The sequence below is a fragment of the Streptomyces sp. NPDC059874 genome (assembly GCF_042731135.1).
In the GTDB taxonomy this organism is placed as follows: Bacteria; Actinomycetota; Actinomycetes; order Streptomycetales; family Streptomycetaceae; genus Streptomyces.
The window spans coordinates 111,400-131,957 of sequence record NZ_JBHWJY010000001.1; the positions used below are offsets into that span (position 1 = coordinate 111,400).

The following is a 20,558-nucleotide window of genomic DNA, read 5'->3' on the forward strand; positions in this document are numbered from 1 at the left end:
ACAATCTCCCGGTGACGTTCTCCCCCGCTGACGCAGACAAGATCCTCGCCGACAACTTCGCCCCCTGGGTGCTCGCCCTCGGCCTCACCGTCGAGGAGACGGGCGAGCGGCACGCCGTACTGCGGCTGCCCTGGTCCGACGAGCTGGCCCGGGACGGCGGCGGCCTCTCCGGTCAGGCCATGATGGCCGCCGCCGACACCGCCACCGTCATCGCCGTCTCCGCCGCGCGCGGGGCGTACGGGCCGATGACCACCGTCCAGCAGTCGACGAGCTTCCAACGGCCGGTGGTCGGTACGGACGTGATCATCCGCGTACGGGTCACCAAGCTCGGCAAGCGGATGGCCTTCGCCGACATCACCCTGACCCCGGAAGGATCCGACGAGCCGGCCGCCACGGCCTCCACCGTCTACGCCCTGCTCGGATGACTCCGAGCTCCTCGCTCGGCCGCAACAAGAACTTCAACGTCTTCTGGCTCGGCCAGGCGCTGTCCGTCCTCGGCGGCTCCATCTCGCTGATCGCGCTGCCGCTGCTCGTCCTCGACGCCACCGGGTCCATCATCCAGATGGGCATGCTGACCGTCGTCTCGGGCGTCACCGGCATCGGCACGGGCCTGTTCGCGGGATACGTGGTGGACCGGGTGGACCGCCGCCGGCTCATGATCGTCTGCGATCTGCTGCGGGCGGCGCTGCTCGGCGCGGTGCCCTTCATCTGGATGGCGGGGCCCCGGGTCTGGGTGCTGTACGTACTGACCGCGGGCGTCGGCGTCCTGAAGACCCTCTTCGACGTGGCCTACGTGACGGCGGTGCCCCAGCTGGTCCGCCCCGAGGACCTCACCACCGCCAACGGCCGGCTGATGAGCACCTTCGCCTTCGGCACGCTGCTCGGGCCGGTCGTGGCCGGGCTCCTCACCGCCGGGGTCGGCGCCGACTGGGCCCTGGCCGTCGACGGCGCCACCTTCCTCGTCTCCGCCGGCAGCCTGCGCTGGGTGACATTCCACCGGGCGGCCGACGGGGCCGAGAAGCGGCCGACGGCCGGCGCCGGGGTGCTGCGGGAGATGTTCGTCGTCGGCTTCCGCTTCCTGTGGAGCCACCCGCTGCTGCGCCCGCTGACCATCCAGCTGACGCTGCTGACCTTCGTCACCATGGGCGCCACCGACCTGCTGATCTTCCACGTGGAGGAGGACCTCGACCGGGACGCGGTCACCCTCGGCTACGTGGTCGCCGTCAGCGGGGTCGGGGCCGCCGTCGCGGCGCTCGCCGCCGGGCGGCTGCGCCGGGTCTTCGGCTTCGGCACGTGCTGGATCGCCTCGCTGGCCATGATCGCGGTGTCGGTGGCGGGCATCGGCCTCAGCCGCAGCGTGCCGGTGATCGCCGCCCTGGCCGCCGTGTTCATGTTCGGGATCACCCTGGGCGGGGTCTGCACCATGACCCTGCGTCAGGAGGTCACCCCGGACCACCTGCTCGGCCGGGTCACCTCCGCCTTCTGGACGGTGCACAACGCCTCGGGCCCGATCGGCGTGGCCGTGCTCACGTTCCTGGCCCACAGGCACGGCGTTCCCGGGGTCAGCCTGGGTGGCGGGGCGCTGTGCCTGCTGATCCTCGTCGGCGTGCTGCTGACCCCGCTGCGCGGCAGCAATGTGGGCGCGCAGCGGGGTCCGTACGGCCCGGGCCGGGTCAGAAGCGGCCGGGTCCGGCGGGGAAGGGAAGCGGACCCGAAGGAACCGGGGACCCGCGCCGCTCCTTAGCGGCCGGCGGCTCCGCGTTCCGGCAGGTCACGTCCTGGGCGGGCAGCCGGCCCGTGGCCAGGTACGCGTTCACGTGAGCGTTGGCGCAGGAGTTCGGGTCCGCCAGGTACACGCCGTGGCCCTCACCGCCCTCCACCAGCACCATCCGCGAGCCCTTCAGCGCGCGGTGCAGGCCCTGCCCGCTGGACAGCGGGGTCTGCGAGTCCCACTCGTTCTGCACGGTCAGCACGTTCGCCCGGGTCCGCATGGGAGTGGCGGCCTCCACCGGCCGCTGCCAGAAGGCGCACGGCTTGATGTTGGACGCGAAGTCCCCGTACAGCGGGTACTTCACCTTGTCCTTCGCCGCGTCCCGCTCGTACTGCTCCGGGTAGCGGGGCCAGGTGCCGGTGTCCCCGCACACCACGGCCCAGAAGACGGAGGTGCCGTTGTCCGAGGCCGGTTCGGCGCTCCGGCCGCCCGTCAGCAGTTCCTTCGCCTCAGGGGCGGAGAGGCCCGCCGGCAGCGGCTTGCCCTCGGCCGCCGCCTTCAGGGCCGCGACCAGCGGGGTGGCCTGCGCCGGGTAGAAGAACACCGCCCGCGAGGCCCGGATGTCGTCGCCCGTGACCTTCAGGCCCTCGAAGTCGATCGGCTCCCGATCGGCGCGCGCCACCAGCCCCCACAGGGTGTCGGACACCGCCTTCGGACTGACGCCGAGCCCGTACTCGGCCGAGCGCTCGGCCGCCCACCGCGTCCACCGCGCGAAGGCGGGCTCGGCCTCCGTCGCCCACACCCGGATCATGCCGCGCCAGATCACCTGCGGGTCCACCCCGCTGTCGAGCACGAAGCGGTCGGTCCGCTGCGGGAACATCTGCGAGTACACCGCGCCGAGGTAGGTCCCGTACGAGTAGCCCACGTACGAGAGCTTGCGCTCGCCCAGCGCCGCACGGATCGCGTCCATGTCGCGGGCCGTGTTGCGGGTGGTGACGTACGGCAGCACGTCGCCGGCCTTCTCGCGGCACTTCTCGGCGACGGTGCGCGCCCAGTCCACGTCGGAGCCGAAGCTCTCCGGGCGGTACGGCCGGTCGAAGTTCTGCTCGGTGTCGGTCAGCCCGCAGGAGATGGGACTGCTCGCGCCGACCCCGCGCGGGTCGAAGCCGATCAGGTCGTACTGGTCCCGTACGTCCTTGGGCATCACCTGGCTGATCTCCAGCGACATGCTCAGCCCGGAACCGCCCGGACCGCCCGGGTTGATCAGCAGGACGCCGCGCCGTTTGGCGGGGTTCTCGCTCTTGACCCGCGATATCGCGAGGTCGATCTTCCGCCCCTCGGGACGCCGGTGGTCGAGCGGGACCTTGAGTGTCGCGCACTCGTACGAGGCCGGCTGCTCAGGGCTGCAACGGTGCCAGTCGGGCTTCTGCCGCGCGGTGTCCTCCGCCGGGGCGGCGGAGGCGCCGGTTGCGGCGAGCAGGGGCACGGTGGTGGCGAGGAGTGCGGCGGAGGCGAGCAGCGGTGCGAGGCGTTTCATGCGCACGTGGCCGTTCCATCCCTTCGATGAGGTCGGTGAGGTAGCCGAAGTGGCGTACCCGACCACCCTGTTGCACGCGCCGGCAGGGCGGATCATCCCGAAGGGCGGGATCTCGTGCTCCTCACGAACGAGCCGAAATCCGGACAACTGGCCGACACGCGGGCGCTGGTGGCCTGACCGGCGCCACTTTGACGACAGGGCCCAGGGTTCGCTCGCGGTGTGGCACCGGCCGGACTCCACGCAGTCGTGGTCGCCGCCGACCCGTTCCGCATCCTCGGCGGGGCGGCGGGTATCGAAGAGCTCGTCGCAACCGCCCCGACGGACCGCCGAGGAGACTCAGTGGACGCGCTCCGGCTGACCTCGCTCACACCCGCCTTCGCCCTCGTCCTCGTCCTTGCCGTGACGGTGCCCTGCGCCCTGCTGGGCCGCCGGGCGGCGCGCGGGATCGGGCAGCCCGGGATCGTCGGCGAGATCGCCTGCTGCCTCCTGCTCGGCGCGGCCCTCGTCGCCTGGGCGGGCTGGGGCGGCCCCGGCTCGCCGGGCCGGGAACCGCTGGGGCAGGTGGGTCACTTCGGGCTGGCCCTCTTCCTCGTCGGCGCCGCCCACGAGATCCGTTCGGGCGTCGCCCGGCTGTCGGGGAGGGCCGTGATGTGGCTCTCCCTCGGCTCCGCACTGCTGCCCATGGCCGCCGGAGTGCTGCTCGCGGTATGGGTGCTGCGCACCGACGATCCGCGGCTGCGCGGGACCGCCCCCGCCGCCGCCCTGGTGCTGATGCTGGCGATCTCACTGGCCGTCACGGCGGTGCCGGTGCTCGCCGGGATCCTCGCCGACCGGCGGATGCGGCACACCGAGACCGGGCGGCTCGCCCTGGCCTCCGCGGTCTCGATCGACGCCGTCACCTGGGTCCTGCTGGCCGTGGCCGTCGGCCTGACCACGGGGGGCCGGGGCGGCTTCGGCACGGCACTCGCCGTACTGGCCGTCGGGATCGCCGCGGCCGCCGTGCTGCGCCGGCTCGCCGCCACCGCCGCGCTCGCCGCCCGGGCCGCCCGTCACCAGCGGCTCGTGATCGTGGCCGTCGCCGCTCTGGGCTGGGCCGCGGCCGCCGGCACCCGGCACTTCGGGCTCACCGACGTGTTCGGGGCGGTGCTCGTCGGGCTGGCCCTGCCCGCCGACGGCGAGCGCGGCTCCTGGACCGTCACCGCCGGAGCCCTCGGCCGGGCCGGGCGGGCGCTGCTGCCCGTGCTGTTCGTCTCCACCGGCGCCACCCTGGCGTCCGGGCCCGAGGCGGTGCTCTCCTGGCCGGCACTGCTCTACGGAACCGCCCTGGCCGTCGCCGCGAAGCTCGTCGGCAGCTATGCCGGAGCCCGACTGGGCGGGCTCGCCCACACCACCGGACTGCGGCTCGCCGCCCTGATGAACACGCGGGGCCTGACCGAGATCGTCGTCCTCCAGGCCGGGTACGGCGCGGGCATCCTGACTCCCGCGCTGTATCTGGCCCTCGTGGTCATGGCACTGGTCACCACCGCGCTCTGCGGGCCGCTGCTCTGGGCCGTCGACCGTCGGGCGCCGGTTCCGGAGGCGGTTCCGGAAGCGGAATCGAAGGCGGAATCGGGGGCGGAATCGGCGGACGGTCCGAACTCCCCGACGAAGGGGAGGAGTCGAAAGTAAACGATCGTTTCATCTATAGAATCGATCGGCGTTCTGATTTAAGGTTTCGCACGTCCGGGCACCGTCATCAAGCCGCCGCGCAGGGGCAGGGCCGCAAGGCGCCGAGCCTGGAACCGTCCTGGAGAGCAGTCAAGATGACCCACACCCCTTCCGGTGGCCCCCGAGCCGTCGTCCTCGGCGGCGGACTGGCCGGCACCCTCGCCGCCGCGGCGCTGGCGCCGTACGTGGCGGAGGTCCTCGTCATCGAACGGGACGCCGTGCTCCCCGAGACCGCGGCCCCCAGGCCGAGGCTGCCGCAGGCCGCGCACGCCCACATGCTGTGGGCGGGCGGGGCCGACGCCATCGAGGAACTGCTCCCCGGCACCACCGCAACGTGGCTGAAGGCCGGCGCGCACCGGATTCCGATCCCCAACGGGATGGTCTCGTACTCGCCCGGGGGCTGGTTCCGGCGCTGGACCGAAACGCACTACCTCATCGGAGCCGGCCGCGACCTCATCGACTGGGGCGTGCGCACCGGGCTCCGGGCCCACCCGAACGTGCGGATACGCACCGGCGTGAAGATCGGCGGGCTGGTCGGCGACGGCTCCGAGGTGACGGGCGTCCGCGTCCTGGACGGGGCGAGGGAGGAGGACGTCATCGACGCGGACCTCGTCGTCGACGCGACGGGCCGCGACTCCAAGGCCCCCCAGTGGCTCACCGAGATCGGCGGGCCCGTGGTGGAGGAGACCGTCGTGGACGCCGGCGTGCGCTACGCCAGCCGCCGCTACCGCGCGCCGGATGGCGCCGAATCGGACTGGCCGGTCATCCACATCCAGGCGGACCCGCGGCTGGGCAAGCCCGGCCAGGTGGTTTCCGTCATCCCCATCGAGGACGGACAGTGGCACGTCAGCCTCTCCGGTACCCGCGGCGGCGAGCCGAGCGCCGACGAGCACCTCTTCGAGGAGTTCGCCAGAGGCGTGCGGCACCCGCTGGCCGCCGACTTCCTGGCGCGTGCCGAGCCGATCGGCGACGTGGCCGTCTTCGGCCGGACGGCCAACCGGCAGCGGCAGTTCGAGAAGGCCGCGATGCCCGCCGGGTTCGTCGTCCTCGGCGACGCGGCGACCAGCCTGAACCCGGTGTACGGGCACGGCATGTCCGCCGCGGCGCTCGGCGCCCTGGCCCTGCGCGACACCGCGGCGAAGACCCCGGTGACCGCGCCGAGGTTCGCCGCGCGGGCCCAGAAGGCCATCGCGCGCCCGGCCGCCGCGGCCTGGCTCCTGGCCGTCGGCCAGGACCGCTTCTACCCGGACGCGGTCGGCAAGGCGCCGAACCTGGCCGACAGGCTCACGGCCCGGTACGTCCAACGCCTGAACCGCACGGCGATCGGCAACTTCCTCGTCGTCCGGGCGCTGACGGACGTGATGACCATGAAGAGGCCCGCCACGATTCTCGGCAGCCCCGATGTCCTCATCGCGGCCGCCCGCGGACTGCGCCGGCCGCTGCTCGACGGACCTGCGCTGACGGAGCGGGAGCAGAGCGTCCTGGACCGGGAACCGCTGAGGGCCGAGGCGACCGAGACCGCCTGAAGGGCCACGTCGCGGACGGCGTGGCCGTCCGCGACGTGACCCGCGTCATCCACCTGACCCGCGGGGCGGGCTCACGGGTGGTGCTGCCCGTGCGGGGTGCCGGTGTCCAGGGAGCCGCCCAGCCGGTCGCGCAGGGAACTCAACGCGGCGCTCTCCCCGGTGGTCACCACCCAACGGTTCCCGACCAGATAGCTGCCGCCGTAGATCCGGGCCTCGGCCAGCCAGGAGCGCAGTCCCTCGTCCGCGGCGAAGGTGGCCATGCGGTAGGCCCCCTGCCCGCTCTCGCAACCGCCCTGGCGCAACTCTTCCGCCTCCACGCTCACTTCGGCGGTGCAGCCGATGGCCGTGGCGATCTCCTCGATCGAGACGAAGGGCGTCGCCGGGGCCTTCGCGGGGCCCGGCGCGGCGCAGCCGCCGCACAGCAGCGCGCCGCACGCCGCCGCGGCGACCACGGCGGCCGGTGCTATACGGATGACTTCGCCTTCTTCCCCTTGTCCGTCACGGCGAACCAGAGACCCTGCTTGCCCTGCCCGCTGATGTCTCCGGGCTGTTTGTCGCCGGTGAACGTGTAGACCGGCCAGCAGTCGATCGTCAATTGTTCCGTGCCGTCCGGACGCTTCACCGAGCCGACCAATTCCGCGGCGATTCCGGAAATCTTCGCCTTGTCGACGGGCCCCGCGGGCTTCCAGGTGTCCAGGCAGGAATCCAGGCAGCCGAATTTCATCGGCCATGCGCTGTCCTTGTCGAAGCGGTACAGGGTGCGGCCCTCAGGGTCCGCGAGAATGCCGCCGAGCGTCGGGTTCTGTACGACCGAGAGGTCGGCTCCCGCGGCTCCCTCGGCGCCCTTCTTCTTCTCGGCCGCAGGGGCTCCCGCCGGTTTCCCGTCCGCCCCCATCACGTGCCACGTTCCGCCGACGCCCTCCCCGAGCGCCTCGCCCGGCGCGGTGTCCTTGGCGTAGCGGTACACGGGCCAGCCGGCGAGGGTGAGCTGCCGGGTTCCGTCGGCCCGGGCCACCGATCCGAGCAGGCCCGCCTCGATGCCCTCGCCCGCCGTGGCGTCGTCCGCCGCCACCGGGGGCCAGGCCTTGGCGCAGTCCCCGTCGCAAGCGGATTTGGGGGGCTTGGCCGTGTCCTTGTCGAACCGGTAGAGGGTGAGGCCGTCCCCGTCGGTGACGGCGGCGCCCACGGCCGGGATGTCCCGCACCTTCAACTGTCCCGCCCCCGCAGCCGTGACGGTGCCCGGATCGCTTCCGTACCCGGCGCCGCCCGTATCGTAGGCGGACCCGATCTTCCCGCTGTCGGCCACCGGCTTGACCCCGGCCGACTTCCCCGCGGTTTCTTCGCCGGAGCCGCATCCGGCCGTCAGCAGCAGAACCGCGACAGTCGACCCGGCGAATATCCCACGTCGGATTCTCTTCACGATCGATCGCTCCTTCAGGTTCGATTGGATTCGTTCAGGTTCGTTCCCGTGTTTCCGTGCTTTCATCATTGATACGGGGAACGGGGCGGTGGCAGTGAATTTCCCCAGGAATTTGTCCGATCGCGCCAAGAACCGGGCTCAGCCCTGAATGCGCAGCGCGAGGGCAGGGCAGCGCCGCACCGCGCGCAGCGCCTTCGGGCGCAGCCGCCCCGGCACCGCCATCGACGCCTCTGCCGGATAGCCGTCCGCGTCGAGCCGCACGACATCGGGGAGGATGTCCACGCACAGCCCGTGCCCCCGGCACAGCGTCCAGTCCACGACCAGCCGCTCCGGACTCTCGTCCCGGGGCAGCGGCAGCGCCCCCAGCACCCGCCGCCCGCAGCCGCTGCCGAGCGCGTGGTCGCGGAACTCGTCCGGGAACGCGGACAGCGCCGAGGCCACGAAATGCGAGGTCCCGTCGGGATGGCTGCAAGCCCCCCGGCCCCGAACCCCGCGCAGCCGCGCCTCCACCGCTTCGAGGGCGGCTCGGCCCCCGCCCCGGACCGCGTCCTCCAGTACGTCGGCCAGCGCGGGCAGCCCCCGTACGCAGGGCCCGCACTGGCCCGCCGACTCCTTCGCCATCCACCGGGTCACCCGCGCCACCTCCCCGGCCGGGCAGGTGTCCTCGGGCAGCGGCAGCACCGCCCCCGCCCCCAGGACCGCGTCGAGGGCGGCGAGGGACTGCCGGGACACCTGCGCGGCGCGCGCGGACCCCGGGTCCAGCCACCTTCCGTGGTAGCCGCCGACGAGGACGCCCTGACCGGGCTCGGTGCCGCACAGCTGGAGGACGTACGAGAGCGAGGTCCCGGTCGGCGTCTCGACGACCGTGGAACCGGCGACGGTCAGCAGTACGGTGCCCGGCTCGGCCGGCAGCCCGGCCGTACGGTACTCCCGCGCGCCGAGCCGTGCGGCGACGGCGAGTTGGGCGAAGGTCTCGGTGTTCGACAACAGGGTGGGCACCCCGCCCAGGCCCCGCTCGCTGGTCCGCACCTTCTGCCCGGACGGCAACGTGGCGCCGCCGTTCAGGCCGTCCACCAGGGCCGTCCCCTCGCCCGTCACGAAGCGCTCGGGCAGCCTCGCCACACGGACCCGGCGGCCCGCGGGACCGCGCTCCGCGACGGCTTCCCGTACCGACTGCTCCACGTCCGCCCGCGTGACGGCCACGGCCACCTCCTCCGCGCCGAGCGCGGCGGCGGCCAACAGGGCCCCGTCGAGCACCAGATGCGGGGCGTGCAGCAGCAGGGCGGTGTCCTTGAGGCAACTCGGTTCACCCTCACTGCCGTTGACGACCACGGCGGTGAGCCCGTCCCGCCCCCGGGCCGATCGGGTGACCGCGCGCAGTTTCCGGGCGAAGGGGAAGCCGGCTCCGCCCCGGCCCCGCAGGTCTATGTCGTCGGCGAGGGCGACGAGTTCCTCGGGGTGGGGCCGGGGCAGCGTGCCGTGCACGGCCAGATGGGCCTCGCGGTCCAGCCGCGCGGCCCGGTCGAGCCCGGCCAACAGCCTGGGCGCGCCCACACAGCCGAGGCCGGGACGCGGTCCGCCGCTCACCTCCACCGCTCCCGGCCGGCGAGCTGCTCGACCCGGGGGGCGCGAACGACGGTCCTACGCACGGACATCCGGCGTACGGACGTCCGGCGCACCGACGTCCGGCGCCCGACGGGCTCCCGGGCACCGACGGGCGCGGCGATCGGCGGCGAAGTCACCCCGCGCAGGGTGGACTTGAGACGGAGCACGAGTACGGCGGCCACCCCCATCAGGCACAGCGCGTAGGCCGCGGTCACCCACGCGCCGGCCGGCCGGCCCGCCTTCAGGCCGTGCACCAGGGACGCGCCCCACGCGGGATAGGCGCCGATGTGCAGCGCCCGCCACCAGAGCGAGCGGCTCCTGGTGGCGAAGGCGCTGCGCACCCCGCCGGACACCGCGACGGCAACGAAGAGGTATCCGGCCAGCGTGCCGAGGCCGACCACGAACGGCCGGTCCGCGTCCGTGAAGGGAACCGCCGCCGCGACGGCGCCCGTTCGCCCCTCCGCCACCTTGACCCAGACGTGGAGGGCGAGGAAGCCGAGCCCCGCCACGGCCAGGCCGCGGTGGACGCCTTGGGCGAGCAGCCGGTGGCCCGGCCCCAACAGGGCCCGGTCGGTGGCCATCAGCCCCCACAGGACGGTGGCGGTGAGCGAGACGAGCGAGAGGACTCCCGATCCGAAGTCGAGGAACTCCCAGAGGTGGGTCAGGACGCCCGCGCGGGCCGCCACGACGGCGGAGGCGAGAGCGGCGGCCGCGGCGGTGAGCGCGCCGGGGTGACGGCGGCGGGCCCGGTGCGAGCGGGGTGGGTGCGGCTGGGGCAGAGGCATCCGGTTCTCCTGTGAACTCCGAGCCGACAGACGGGTCTTGGGGTCGGAGTGCAGAAGCATCGTGGACCTGTGCAGCACCTCCACAGGATTTATCGAAACGTGATAATTTCTCGCACCGCGTCTCCGGCGCATCGAACAAGACCGGAAGACTCCCCTTCGTCAAGACCTCACCGGCACGAACGAGGTAACGATGTGCGAACTTCTGAACCGCATCTGGTCCCGCCCGCGCGGCGAGTGGACCCGCGTCCTGCGCAGGGAACTCCCGGCGCTGGCGGCCGAGGTAGTGGAGGAGCTTCTGCATGGAAATCCGGAACTTTCCGCACTTGTCGATGACAACGATGCCATTGACGGCGAACTGCTCAGACAGAAGGTGGAAGAGGCACTCCTTACGGCGCTCGGCTACCGCGATCCGGCCGAGGCCGACGCGGCAGCCGACGCCGAGGCGGAACCCGCGCCCGAGCCCGAGCCCGAGCCCGAGCCCGAGCACGGGCACGCGCCCGATCCCGTGCCCGCGCTCGTGCCCCTAGCCATACCCGAAGACAGGGCCGGCGCCGGCGCCGAACCGGAGCGATCGCAGCTGGGCGACCAGGCCCGGCAAGACCTCTTCGCGGCCCTCACCGACGACCGGGCCCCCTCCGCGAGCTCCCTCGCCGAGCTCGCCCAAGCGGCCGGCTGGCCCCTCCCCATGGCCGTTCGGGCCGTCGCGCTCGCCACGCCCGGCGAAACGCGGCAGCTCGCCGCCGTACTCGACGACGCCCTCGCGGGCGTGTTCGCGGGCCGCCCGTGCCTGCTGGTCCCGGCCACCGACCCCGACACCCGGACCCCCCTCGAACTCCCGCTGCGCGGCCGCTGCGCCGCCGTCGGCCACGCCGTGCCCCTCCGCGACGCCGCGTCCTCGCTGCGCTGGGCGCTGCGCCTGCTCGCCCTCACCCCCGCCCGCGGCGGCCCGGACGCCCGGACCGTCTTCGTGGACGACCACCTCTCCACCCTGCTGCTGCTCCAGGACGAGCCCCTCGCCCACGCGCTGGCCGCGCGCTGGCTGCGCCCGCTGGCGGACCTGACCCCCCGCCAGAGCGAGCGGCTGGAGGTGACCCTGCTCGCCTGGCTGGAGGGCGGCGGGGCCCCCGAGGCCGCCAAGGCCCTGAGCGTCCACCCCCAGACCGTGCGCTACCGCATGCGCCAGCTGGAGAAGCTCTTCGGTACCGGGCTGAGGGACCCCCGCACCCGGTTCGAACTGGAGATGGCCCTGCGCAGCCGCCGGCTGATGGCCCAAGTGCGCCGCCAGCACTCGCGGGTGGGCCGCAGGACACCGCGCGTGGTCACGGCGGACTTCACGCCCTTGGTCGTCGGACGGATGGCCCGCGTCAACGGCCTGTAGCCCACGGAAGGACAGCGGAGGACAACGGAGGACAACGGAAGGACAGACGAACGCGGTGTTGGCCCGAAGCCTGACGGCTTCGGGCCAACACCTTTCCCAGGTCGGGCGCGGCGGATGGGGGAGGGGGGCGCCCGGCCCGGGAGCTCAGCGGCAGCTGCGACCGGAGTTGACGCAGTCCACGGCCCTGGCCATCAGGTCGGGCGACATCACGTTGATGAAGTCACCGTGGTCGGTCACCGGCTTGTGCAGCTGCTCGGGGAAGCTGTCCACGGCGAACCGGGCGCCCGGCGCGATGCCGTAGGTGATCCGCTGCACGAGCTGTGGCACGGCGGTGAAGCCCTCGGGGCAGCGGCCGGCACGGTCCGCGAAGGCCACGTGCGTGCGGTGGTTGGCGCTGTCGATGTTCCGGCCGTCCCAACAGCTCTGGAAGGTGAAGGTGCGGACCACGTCGCTGCCCCTCGGGCAGATCGGGTACTTGTCCTTCAGCTGCCGGTTCTCGAAGCCGGTACAGCTCCACGAGGCGTTGGCGTTGGCCGTGCCGTTGGTGAAGGCCTTCGCGTCGCCCGTGATGACGCGCAGGAAGCGCGGCATGGCCGTGACCCGGCCCACGGGACTGCCCTGGAAGGTGATGGTGACCTGCTTCGGTCGCAGGATGGTGCCCACGTTGCCGTCCTGGCCGCCGCCGGGGGCCTTCGCGTCCCGCTCGGCCTTGCCGTCGCGCAGCCGCAGCACCGGCCAGTAGTAGCTGGACTGGTCGCCGTTGCCGCAGGTGGTCCCGGCGGCGGCGAGGCTGTTGTTGGTGGAGAAGGCGTCCGTGGACTCGTTGCCGACGTAGTCGTGCATGTGGTGGGCGCCGTTGGAGACGCCGGGTGCCACGATCACGTTGTCGGGGTTGAAGTGGCCGTTCTCGTTGCGGCCACACCGCGAGGTGAAGGTGCCTTTGGATGCGTCGGCCGACGGCGCGGGGGTGCGTACGTTCGGCCGGACCTTGGTGATGGACACGAAGTCGCTGCGCGCCGGACCGCCCTTGCGTACGGAGGCGGGCTCCGCGGCCGTCGCGTCCTCCGCGGGCGCCTGCTTCATCCGGCACCCGCTCAAGGCCGTGAGGTCCTCGGGGCGTCCGGCCGACCGGCCGATCGCATCGGCCAGCCCGTTGATGGTCGTGCCGCGCTGCTCGCGGAGCTGGCCGAGGAGGGCGTCGCCCCGCGCCTCACCGGCGGCGAGCCGCCGGTAGGCGTCGGCCACCTGGACGTCCAGTTGGGCGAGACCCTCGTCGACCTCGGCCTTCGCCTGATCGGGGACGGAGGTGAGCCGCTCTCCGACGTCCGGGCAGTCGATGGTGGCGGTCAACTTCCCCGCCCCGTCGCTGTCCTGGCCCGCGGAGGCGTTGCCGGCGACGACGGCGACCCCGCCGGCGCCCAGCACCAGCGCGGAGACCACGGCCAGCAGCTTGCCCGGCAGCGGGCGGCGTTCATGACCCTGTCGACTCATGCGATGACTTCTTCCTCGATGGGATCGGAGGAGCGGGGGAGGAGAGCGCCGGGGTGGAGAGGGCCGGCGCCGGGAGCGGAGCCGCGTCGGCGAGCGCGTCGAAGTCGACCAGCCCGCTCTCCTCCAGGACCGTGATGTGGTCCAGGACCGTGGCGTTGGCCGAGGTGGCGAGGGCGCGGACCATGGAGTTGCGGGTCTGCGCCCGCACCCCGGCCAGCAGCGCGAACACCTTCCCGTGCGCCCGGCGCAGGAGCTGGACGAACAGCCGCTCGTACGCGTCTCCCTGAGCCTGCGTCAGCTGCGCCAGCCATTCCTGCTGCTGCGCGGAGGGCTGATTGGGCAGGTCGACGCCGAGGGCCTGGCCGACGCGGATGACCTGCTGGTCCAGGTCGGTGTGGCCCTCGACGAGGTGCTCCCCGGCCGTGCGCACCGCGGCGCGCGTTCCGCGCTGTTGGGCCTGCCGGCCGGCGGGCAGCTCCCACAGCCCGGCCAGCCGTACCTTGCGGACGAAGTCCCGGTCCGCGGCGGTCAACGGCCCGTACGCCGTGCTCATGGTCCCGGCGCCGTCGTCCTCGCCCGCCGGACCGGGGGCCGCGGCCCCGACCGGGGTCCGGCCGCCGAATCCCTCTACGGGAACCAGCAGCGCGATCAGCGTGACGGCGAGGGCGGTGATGACGATGCCGTTCGCGATCGTGTGCCGCGTGGCCACCGACAGGGTGTTGATGGATCGCCACCGCAGTGACAGCACAGTGCCTCCTAGCTCCGTGGGTGTCACGGGACGCTAGGCCACTGCCGACGTCACTGCGGCAGGACCATCACCCTTGGACAAACAATCGGACGGCCCCTGAGAAGGCTGTTATCTTGCCGTGTTCTCCAGGTGGCGGGTGAACCAGTCCCGGGCCAGTTCCGCCACCTCGTCGAGCGCCCCCGGCTCCTCGAAGAGGTGCGTGGCGCCCGGGACCACGTCGAGCCGGTTCTCGCAGCTCAGCTCCGCCTGCGCCTGCCGGTTGAGTTCCAGCACGGTCATATCGCGGCCACCGACGATGAGCAGGGTCGGCGCGCGTACGTCGCCCAGCCGCGGCCCGGCGAGGTCCGGGCGGCCGCCGCGGGACACCACGGCCCCGATGTCCGCGTCGGGGTCCGCGGCGGCCAGCAGCGCCGCCGCGGCTCCCGTGCTCGCACCGAAGTAGCCGATGGCGGCAGTGGGGGCGTGCCCGCTGCGCAGCCACCGTGTGGCGTCCGAAAGCCGACCGGCCAGGGGCTCGACGGCGAACACGTTCGACCGGTCGGCTTCCTCGGACGGGGTGAGCAGGTCGAAGAGCAACGTGCCCAGGCCCGCCTCGTTCAGCGCGGCCGCCACGGCGCGGTTGCGGGGGCTGCGCCGACTGCTGCCGGAGCCGTGCGCGAACATGACGACCGCTCCGGCGTCCCCGCCGCCCTGCGGCAGGGTGAGGTCCCCGGCCAGCCGCAGCGCGCCCCCGTCCACCTCGACCTCCACCGCCACCTCGACCTCGGTGAGGCGCGGGGCGGGCGCGGGGGTGCCCGTCCCGGCCTCGGCCAGCAGCGCGACGACTTCCTCGTCGGCGGTCTGGGAGAAGTCCTGGTACCACTCGCCGACGGCCCGGAAGGCGCGCGGCGTGGACAGGCACACCACCTCGTCCGCCTCGGTGCGCAGCCACGCGACCGCGTCCGGCGGAGCCACCGGGGCGGCGAGCACCACCCGGGACGCGCCCTGCGCGCGGACGACCTCGCAGGCGGCAGCCGCCGTGGCACCGGTCGCGATCCCGTCGTCCACCACGATCACCGTGCGCCCGACGAGCGAGACCCGCGGCCGGCCCTCGCGCAGCCGGTGCGCCTGCCTGCCGAGCGCCTCCTGCGCGGCCCGTTCGACCGCGGCGACGTCCTCGCGGGCGACCCGCGCCTGGCGGACGATGTCCTCGCTGATGATCCGTACGCCGCCCTCCCCGATGGCCCCGAACCCCAGCTCCTGGTGATACGGGACCCCGAGCTTGCGCACCACGATCACGTCGAGCGGGGCGCCGAGCTCCCGAGCCACCTGAAAGGCCACCGGTACGCCGCCCCGGGGCAGTCCGAGGACGACGGGATCCTCCGTCGCCACATGCCGTAGCGCGGCGGCAAGACGCCGACCCGCGTCGGCCCGATCGGTGAAGAACACCTTGGCTCACCCCCGTCCAGGGGAGACACCACCCACGCAACTCCCTCCGCGGCCGATGCGCAAGTGGACGGTCCCACGATGCGGGCCCGCCGAGGTGGCGGCCCCGAGACTTTCGTACGATGACCGCATGATCTCCCGCGTGCAGCCGCCCGGCCGCCGCCCGACAGGGCGCGGCTTCGTGCTGCTCGTACTCGCGGTGCTGGCCGGTGTGCTGGCCATGCACGGCCTGGGCCCCGGGCCGGCTTCCGCGCGTACCGCGGCGGGTGTCGGTGCCCACGCCGTGGCGGGGGGCCACCACGAACCGGCCGAGGCCGTGGCCCGCGCGGCCGAGGGCTGCTCGCACACCGCGGGCGGATCCGGCCACACGCACCACGCGGACGCCACCTGCGCGGCCACCGGTATCGCAACGCCGTACGCGCCGCCCGTCCCGGCCGCCGCCCTCGACGGCGTACCCGCGGCCCAGGCGCCCCACGCCGTCGCCACGGCCTCGGCGCAGAGCGGTCGGGCGCCGCCCGACCTGGCCGAACTGCAACTCCTGCGGATATAGGACGACCCGCACGGCAGCCCCCTCGGGGCTGTCGCGCTCCGTCGCATCCTCAATTCCGGACAAGGAGTCGCACCACCATGAGCACGAACCGTTCCCTCATCCGCCGTACCGCCGCCGTCGTGGCCGCTGCCGCCGCCTCGCTCGTCCTCGCCGCCTGCGGGTCCGGCGAGGACGGCGCCGCCGGGCACGGCGGCCACGCGAGCCAGACGCCTTCGGCGTCCGCTCCCGCCTCGCAGGGCCGGCACAACGCCGCCGACGTGGCCTTCGCCAAGGGGATGATCCCGCACCACCGGCAGGCCGTGGAGATGGCGGACCTCGCCCCCTCCCGTGCCGAGTCGGCCGAGGTGAAGCAGCTCGCCGAGCAGATCAAGAAGGCCCAGGACCCGGAGATCAAGACCCTCTCCGGCTGGCTGACCTCCTGGGGCGAGCAGGTGCCCGCCGAGGGCGCCGCGGACCACTCCGCGCACGGCGCGGGCGGGACGGGCGGGATGATGACGGCCGAGGAGATGGACCGGCTCGGGAAGTCCTCCGGCAAGGCCTTCGACACCGCCTTCATGCAGCTCATGATCAAGCACCACGAAGGCGCGGTGGCGATGGCCCGCGCGGAGAAGACCGCCGGCGCCTTCCCGGAGGCCAAGACGATGGCCGATGCGATCATCAGCTCGCAGACCGCCGAGATCGCCAAGATGAACGGCCTGCTGGGCTGACGGGCCCGTAGCCGAAAGGGGGGTCACCGGACTGGCTCCGGTGACCCCCCGCCCGCTCATCCCGCGGCGCGGGCGGCGCGCACGGTGGGGGAGCGGCGCATCAGGGCCGCGTACAGGGCCGAGGACACGACCATGCCGGCGGGCAGGGCCAGGTCCACCCCGCCCAGGGCGGCGGCGACCGGGCCCGTGTAGAGGGTGTTGACGCACAGGGCCGCGGCGGTCACCCCCACGCCCAGCGCGAGGGCGCCCGCCCCGTTGACGCCCGCGGTGTACCAGAAGGGGCCGCGCGGGGTCTCGTCCATGAGCGCGAGCCCGTCGTAGCGGCACCGGCGCAGCACGATGTCGGTGGCGTACACGGCCATGGCGGGGCCGATCAGGACGACGATCAGCTGGAGGACGTTGCTGACGGTGTCGAGGAGGTTGGAGACGAGCAGCCCGTACAGCGTCAGGGCGATCGCGGCGGCCCCGTCGAAGAGCACGCTGACGGAGCGGCGGATGCGCACCCCGACGGCCTGGAGCGCGAGACCGGCGCTGTAGGCGGTCAGGGCGTTGACGGAGATCGTGCCGAGGACGAGCGCGAGCAGGAAGAGCGGGTAGAACCAGCCGGGCAGCAGCTCCCGGAGCGCGGTCTGCGGGTCGGTCATGTCCACGGCGGTCGCGGCGAACGCGCCGAGCGAGCAGACGATGACGCTGGGCAGGAAGGCGCCGAGCGCGGTCCAGCCCAGGACGGCCTTCGGCGACGAGGTGCGGGGCAGGTAGCGGGAGAAGTCGGCGCTGGTGGTGTAGGAGAGGGGTCCCGACGCGATGAGGGTGACGCCGGCGGCGAGGGTCGCCAAGAGGTCGAGGCCGGTCAGCGGCTCGGCGGGCGCGTACGAGAAGTCCGTGTGCCCGAGCACGCCGAAGGCCACGATGGTGAAGGCGGCGGTGAGCGCCAGGGTGATCGGGAGGTAGAGCCGCACGATGAGCGCGTGTCCGTAGACGCTGATGGCCAGGGTGAGCGCGGCGATGGCCATGACGACGGCGATCTTGACGCCGGTGCCGGTGGCGAGGCCGGCCATCTCGACCAGGGCGAAGGCGGCGGTCGCGGCGGCCGCGAGGTTGAGCGCGAAGTAGCAGACGGAGACCAGCCAGCCGATGACCGCGTTGTTGACCCGGTTGCCGATCACTCCGTACATCGCCCGCGTGATCACCTCGCTGGGGGCGCCGGCGGCGGGGCCGGACGTGGCGAGCAGCCCGGTGAGCACCCAGAACAGGTTGCCCACGACGATCACCGCGACGGCCTGCCACAGGGTGAGGCCCATCAGGACCAGCGCGCCGCCGACGACCAGGCTCAGGTAGTTCACGTTCGCCGCCGCCCAGACCGAGAAGAGCTCGCGGGGACGGCCGTGGCGTTCCGCGTCGGGGATGTGGTCGATCCCGTGGACCTCGATGCGGCCCGGGCGGTCCGTGACGACCGGGACGCTCGCGGTGCCGTGGTCGCTCGGGGTGGTCATCCGCGCTCTGTGCGCGTCCGGGTGCGGGTCGGGGAACGTCGATGCCATGCGGACCTCCGGTGCGGGGGGAACCCACCTGCTTGCTTATTGGTCGCACACTCAATAGCATCCTCGGTATGCCGTCAAGCGTCCAGCGCAAACGAATTCGCAAATCCCCCGAAGCCCGACGGGCGGAGATCGTCGAGACCGCGGCAGCCGTCGCCCTGACCGAAGGGCTGGAGTGCGTCACGCTCCGGCGGATCGCCGACGAACTGGCCGTGCGACCCGGTCTGATCAGCCATTACTTCCCCATGGTGGAAGATCTGGTGGCCGAGGCCTTCGGTGACGCCGCGACCGCCGAGCTCGACCGGCTGCTCCCGGAGGGCCGGGCCGACACGACGCCCACACGCCACTTGGCGCGGTTCTTCGCGCACGCGACCGGGGAAACCTACGACGACATCAGCCGGCTCTGGATCAACGCCCGCCACCTCAGCCGCTACCGGCCCGTGCTCCGCGACCGGGTCGCCGAGCAGGAGTCCGCCTGGCGCGGGCGCATCGAGGGGGTCATCCGGCAGGGCGTCGAGCGCGGGGAATTCCGTACGGAGGACCCGCGCGCGACCACCATTCAGATCCTGGTCGTACTCGACGGCCTCGGGGCCCACGCCAACACCGACATCAGCGACCGCCCCGAGGCGGTGACCCGCATGGCCGTCACGACGGCGGAGCGCGAACTCGGCCTGGCCACCGGCACCCTCGACGACCCGGGCGAGGACCTGGGCGACGACGTCAGTCCCGCCCCCGCCCCCGGCCCCGTCGCCTGATCCTTCTCACCGTTCCACCCAGGAGCCCCCGTGCGCACCTCTCTCGTCCTGCTCTCCGCCCGCCTGCTCGACCCGGCGACGGGCGCGTTCCTCCCGCAGACCGCCCTCGCCGCGTCCGACGGGCGGATCACCGACCTTGGCGACGACCGCGGGATCCGCGCGCTCGCGGACTCCGGGACCACGGTGATCGACCTCAAGGGGGCGGTGGTGACCCCGGGCCTGGTCGACGGGCACCTCCACCCCGTCTCCGGCGCCGAACTGACCCACGGACTGGACCTGTCCGGCTGTACGGACGTGGACCAGGTGCGCGCCGCCCTCGACCGCGAGGTGCGGCGCCTCGCCCCCGGCGCCTGGCTGCACGGCTGGGGCCTGGACCCGAACGTGTTCGGTGGCCGCCCCGTCGAGATCGCCCCGTTCGACGCCGTGCTCGACGGAGTCCCGGCGCTCCTGCTGCTCTTCGACGCCCACTCGATGCTGGCGAGCCGGCGCGCGCTGGAACTCGCCGGCGTCGACGGGCCGCGGACCTTCGACCAGGCCTCCGAGGTGGTCTGCGACGCGGACGGCCGGCCCACCGGGCTGCTCCTGGAGGACGCCGCCTGCGAGCTCGTCGAGCGCGTCGCCCCGCAGCCCACCCGCGAGGAGCGCCGCGCCCGCCTCGCCGCGGCCCTGCGCGCCATGGCCGCCGCCGGGCTCACGGGCGGCCACGCCATGGACGCGAACGGCGACAGCCTCGCCCTCTACGCCGAACTCGACGAGGCTGGCGAGCTGCCGCTGCGCCTGCGGGTCGCACCCTGGTGCCGGCCCGGCATCGACGCGGAGGCGCTGCGCGCGCTGATCGAGCAGCAGGGCACGGGCGGCGCGCTGTGGCGGACCGACGGGGTCAAGCTCTTCATGGACGGCACCATCGACAACGGCACCGCCTGGCTGGAACGCCCCGACTGCCACGGCGAATCCACGCACGCCTTCTGGCCCGACCCCGAGGCCTACACGCGGATCATCGGCGAGCTGCACCGGGCCCACGTGCCCACGGCCACCCACGCGATCGGCGACGCGGCCGTCCGACACGTCCTCGACTCCGTCGAGAAGGCGCAGGCCGGCGGCGGCCGCGGCGTCCGGCACCGGGTCGAGCACATCGAGACCGTGCCCGACGACACCCTGCACCGCTTCGCCGAGCTCGGCGTGATCGCCTCCATGCAGCCCACCCACTGCTGCGACTTCACCCGCGCCGACCACACCGACAACTGGTCCCGCCGGCTCGGCGAGGAACGAGCCTCCCGCGCCTGGCGCTGCCGCGACCTGTGGGACTCCGGCGCGAGCGTCGTCCTCGGCTCCGACTGGCCCATCGCCCCGTACCCGCCGCTGGGAGTCATGGCGGGCGCCCGCCACCGCCGCCCCAGCCGCGACCTGACCCAGCCCCCGCACGGCCCCGAACAGGCCCTCACCGCCCTGGAAGCCCTCCAGGGCATGACCGTCAACGCCGCCTACGCGGCCGGCGAGGAGCACGAGGCGGGCCGCATCGCCGTCGGCCACCGCGCCGACCTCACCGCCCTCGCCGGCAACCCCCTCGCGGCCGGCGCCACCGACCTGCCCGAACTGCCGGTCCTGCTCACGGTCCTGGCCGGCCGACCGACCCACCGCGCCCCGAGCCTGTGACGGCTGCGGGCCTGGTGCTGTG

At 73.4% G+C, this 20,558-nt stretch carries 18 protein-coding genes; 9 read left to right on the top strand and 9 right to left on the bottom strand.

The features are described from left to right. Positions 1-11: 11 nt before the first annotated feature. Together ACFV9H_RS00415 and ACFV9H_RS00420 are read left to right on the top strand one after the other, a co-directional pair. Positions 12-425, top strand: coding sequence for a PaaI family thioesterase (locus ACFV9H_RS00415; RefSeq protein WP_385391365.1), 414 nt, complete (start codon positions 12-14; stop codon positions 423-425). Then, the gene (locus ACFV9H_RS00420) at positions 422-1,744 is read left to right on the top strand and encodes an MFS transporter (RefSeq protein ID WP_385391366.1); all 1,323 of its coding nucleotides are present in this window, start codon (positions 422-424) and stop codon (positions 1,742-1,744) included. Before ACFV9H_RS00415 ends, ACFV9H_RS00420 begins: the two co-directional genes overlap by 4 nt. On the opposite strand, the gene ACFV9H_RS00425 is transcribed toward ACFV9H_RS00420, so the two are convergent. Continuing rightward, positions 1,674-3,248: an alpha/beta hydrolase gene (locus ACFV9H_RS00425; protein ID WP_385391368.1), complete on the bottom strand. Its 1,575-nt coding sequence runs from the start codon at positions 3,246-3,248 to the stop codon at positions 1,674-1,676. The genes ACFV9H_RS00420 and ACFV9H_RS00425 overlap by 71 nt on opposite strands. A gap of 219 nt (positions 3,249-3,467) precedes the next feature. On the opposite strand from ACFV9H_RS00425, the gene ACFV9H_RS00430 reads away from it, so the two are divergent. Continuing rightward, entirely contained in the window at positions 3,468-4,916 is a 1,449-nt protein-coding gene (locus ACFV9H_RS00430) for a cation:proton antiporter (RefSeq protein WP_385391370.1), read from the top strand. Positions 4,917-5,050: 134 nt separating this feature from the next. Beyond that, on the top strand, positions 5,051-6,481 hold the full coding sequence (locus ACFV9H_RS00435; protein WP_385391372.1) for a pyridine nucleotide-disulfide oxidoreductase: 1,431 nt from the start codon (positions 5,051-5,053) through the stop codon (positions 6,479-6,481). 71 nt (positions 6,482-6,552) lie between these two features. Here ACFV9H_RS00435 and ACFV9H_RS00440 read toward each other — a convergent pair whose 3' ends face one another. The 4 genes from ACFV9H_RS00440 to ACFV9H_RS00455 all read right to left on the bottom strand — a co-directional run bounded on the left by ACFV9H_RS00440 (position 6,553) and on the right by ACFV9H_RS00455 (position 10,291). Beyond that, entirely contained in the window at positions 6,553-6,933 is a 381-nt protein-coding gene (locus ACFV9H_RS00440; protein ID WP_385391374.1) for a hypothetical protein, read from the bottom strand. Positions 6,934-6,944: 11 nt separating this feature from the next. Then, positions 6,945-7,901 carry an SCO0930 family lipoprotein gene (locus ACFV9H_RS00445; protein WP_385391375.1) on the bottom strand — a complete coding sequence of 319 codons (957 nt, stop codon included), beginning with the start codon at positions 7,899-7,901 and terminating at the stop codon, positions 6,945-6,947. A 138-nt stretch (positions 7,902-8,039) separates the two neighbouring features. Continuing rightward, positions 8,040-9,488 carry an NADH-ubiquinone oxidoreductase-F iron-sulfur binding region domain-containing protein gene (locus tag ACFV9H_RS00450; protein WP_385391376.1) on the bottom strand — a complete coding sequence of 483 codons (1,449 nt, stop codon included), beginning with the start codon at positions 9,486-9,488 and terminating at the stop codon, positions 8,040-8,042. Beyond that, positions 9,485-10,291, bottom strand: coding sequence for a hypothetical protein (locus ACFV9H_RS00455; protein WP_385391378.1), 807 nt, complete (start codon positions 10,289-10,291; stop codon positions 9,485-9,487). The genes ACFV9H_RS00450 and ACFV9H_RS00455 overlap by 4 nt, the downstream gene beginning before the upstream one ends. 190 nt (positions 10,292-10,481) lie before the next feature. Between ACFV9H_RS00455 and ACFV9H_RS00460 the strand changes: the two genes are divergently transcribed. Continuing rightward, positions 10,482-11,669, top strand: coding sequence for a PucR family transcriptional regulator (locus tag ACFV9H_RS00460; protein WP_385391380.1), 1,188 nt, complete (start codon positions 10,482-10,484; stop codon positions 11,667-11,669). A 144-nt stretch (positions 11,670-11,813) separates the two neighbouring features. On the opposite strand, the gene ACFV9H_RS00465 is transcribed toward ACFV9H_RS00460, so the two are convergent. From ACFV9H_RS00465 to ACFV9H_RS00475, 3 genes are all read right to left on the bottom strand, one after another. Beyond that, on the bottom strand, positions 11,814-13,160 hold the full coding sequence (locus ACFV9H_RS00465; protein WP_385391381.1) for a DUF1996 domain-containing protein: 1,347 nt from the start codon (positions 13,158-13,160) through the stop codon (positions 11,814-11,816). Continuing rightward, positions 13,141-13,908: a DUF4142 domain-containing protein gene (locus tag ACFV9H_RS00470; RefSeq protein ID WP_385391383.1), complete on the bottom strand. Its 768-nt coding sequence runs from the start codon at positions 13,906-13,908 to the stop codon at positions 13,141-13,143. Before ACFV9H_RS00470 ends, ACFV9H_RS00465 begins: the two co-directional genes overlap by 20 nt. Positions 13,909-14,016: 108 nt before the next feature. After that, positions 14,017-15,336, bottom strand: coding sequence for a phosphoribosyltransferase family protein (locus ACFV9H_RS00475; protein ID WP_385391384.1), 1,320 nt, complete (start codon positions 15,334-15,336; stop codon positions 14,017-14,019). A gap of 127 nt (positions 15,337-15,463) precedes the next feature. Between ACFV9H_RS00475 and ACFV9H_RS00480 the strand changes: the two genes are divergently transcribed. Continuing rightward, a complete protein-coding gene (locus tag ACFV9H_RS00480) occupies positions 15,464-15,883 on the top strand; it encodes a DUF6153 family protein (RefSeq protein WP_385391386.1) in 420 nt (139 codons plus the stop codon). Between the two features lie 77 nt (positions 15,884-15,960). Further along, positions 15,961-16,590, top strand: coding sequence for a DUF305 domain-containing protein (locus tag ACFV9H_RS00485; protein ID WP_385391387.1), 630 nt, complete (start codon positions 15,961-15,963; stop codon positions 16,588-16,590). Positions 16,591-16,646: 56 nt separating this feature from the next. On the opposite strand, the gene ACFV9H_RS00490 is transcribed toward ACFV9H_RS00485, so the two are convergent. Further along, positions 16,647-18,131: a purine-cytosine permease family protein gene (locus ACFV9H_RS00490; protein WP_385391389.1), complete on the bottom strand. Its 1,485-nt coding sequence runs from the start codon at positions 18,129-18,131 to the stop codon at positions 16,647-16,649. 68 nt (positions 18,132-18,199) lie between these two features. On the opposite strand from ACFV9H_RS00490, the gene ACFV9H_RS00495 reads away from it, so the two are divergent. Both ACFV9H_RS00495 and ACFV9H_RS00500 read left to right on the top strand, forming a co-directional pair. Continuing rightward, positions 18,200-18,883 (top strand): TetR/AcrR family transcriptional regulator, encoded by a 684-nt coding sequence (locus ACFV9H_RS00495; RefSeq protein ID WP_385391390.1) that lies wholly within the window; start codon positions 18,200-18,202, stop codon positions 18,881-18,883. A gap of 30 nt (positions 18,884-18,913) precedes the next feature. Further along, positions 18,914-20,536: an amidohydrolase gene (locus tag ACFV9H_RS00500; RefSeq protein ID WP_385391392.1), complete on the top strand. Its 1,623-nt coding sequence runs from the start codon at positions 18,914-18,916 to the stop codon at positions 20,534-20,536. Positions 20,537-20,558 lie beyond the last annotated feature (22 nt).

What these genes read in the sequence shown, in the direction of transcription:
- ACFV9H_RS00420 (WP_385391366.1), top strand. Translation starts at nt 422, where the DNA reads ATGACTCCGAGCTCCTCGCTCGGCCGCAACAAGAACTTCAACGTCTTC.
- ACFV9H_RS00425 (WP_385391368.1), bottom strand. Translation starts at nt 3,248, where the DNA reads ATGAAACGCCTCGCACCGCTGCTCGCCTCCGCCGCACTCCTCGCCACC.
- ACFV9H_RS00435 (WP_385391372.1), top strand. Translation starts at nt 5,051, where the DNA reads ATGACCCACACCCCTTCCGGTGGCCCCCGAGCCGTCGTCCTCGGCGGC.
- ACFV9H_RS00455 (WP_385391378.1), bottom strand. Translation starts at nt 10,291, where the DNA reads ATGCCTCTGCCCCAGCCGCACCCACCCCGCTCGCACCGGGCCCGCCGC.
- ACFV9H_RS00460 (WP_385391380.1), top strand. Translation starts at nt 10,482, where the DNA reads ATGTGCGAACTTCTGAACCGCATCTGGTCCCGCCCGCGCGGCGAGTGG.
- ACFV9H_RS00465 (WP_385391381.1), bottom strand. Translation starts at nt 13,160, where the DNA reads ATGAGTCGACAGGGTCATGAACGCCGCCCGCTGCCGGGCAAGCTGCTG.
- ACFV9H_RS00480 (WP_385391386.1), top strand. Translation starts at nt 15,464, where the DNA reads ATGATCTCCCGCGTGCAGCCGCCCGGCCGCCGCCCGACAGGGCGCGGC.
- ACFV9H_RS00485 (WP_385391387.1), top strand. Translation starts at nt 15,961, where the DNA reads ATGAGCACGAACCGTTCCCTCATCCGCCGTACCGCCGCCGTCGTGGCC.
- ACFV9H_RS00490 (WP_385391389.1), bottom strand. Translation starts at nt 18,131, where the DNA reads ATGGCATCGACGTTCCCCGACCCGCACCCGGACGCGCACAGAGCGCGG.
- ACFV9H_RS00495 (WP_385391390.1), top strand. Translation starts at nt 18,200, where the DNA reads ATGCCGTCAAGCGTCCAGCGCAAACGAATTCGCAAATCCCCCGAAGCC.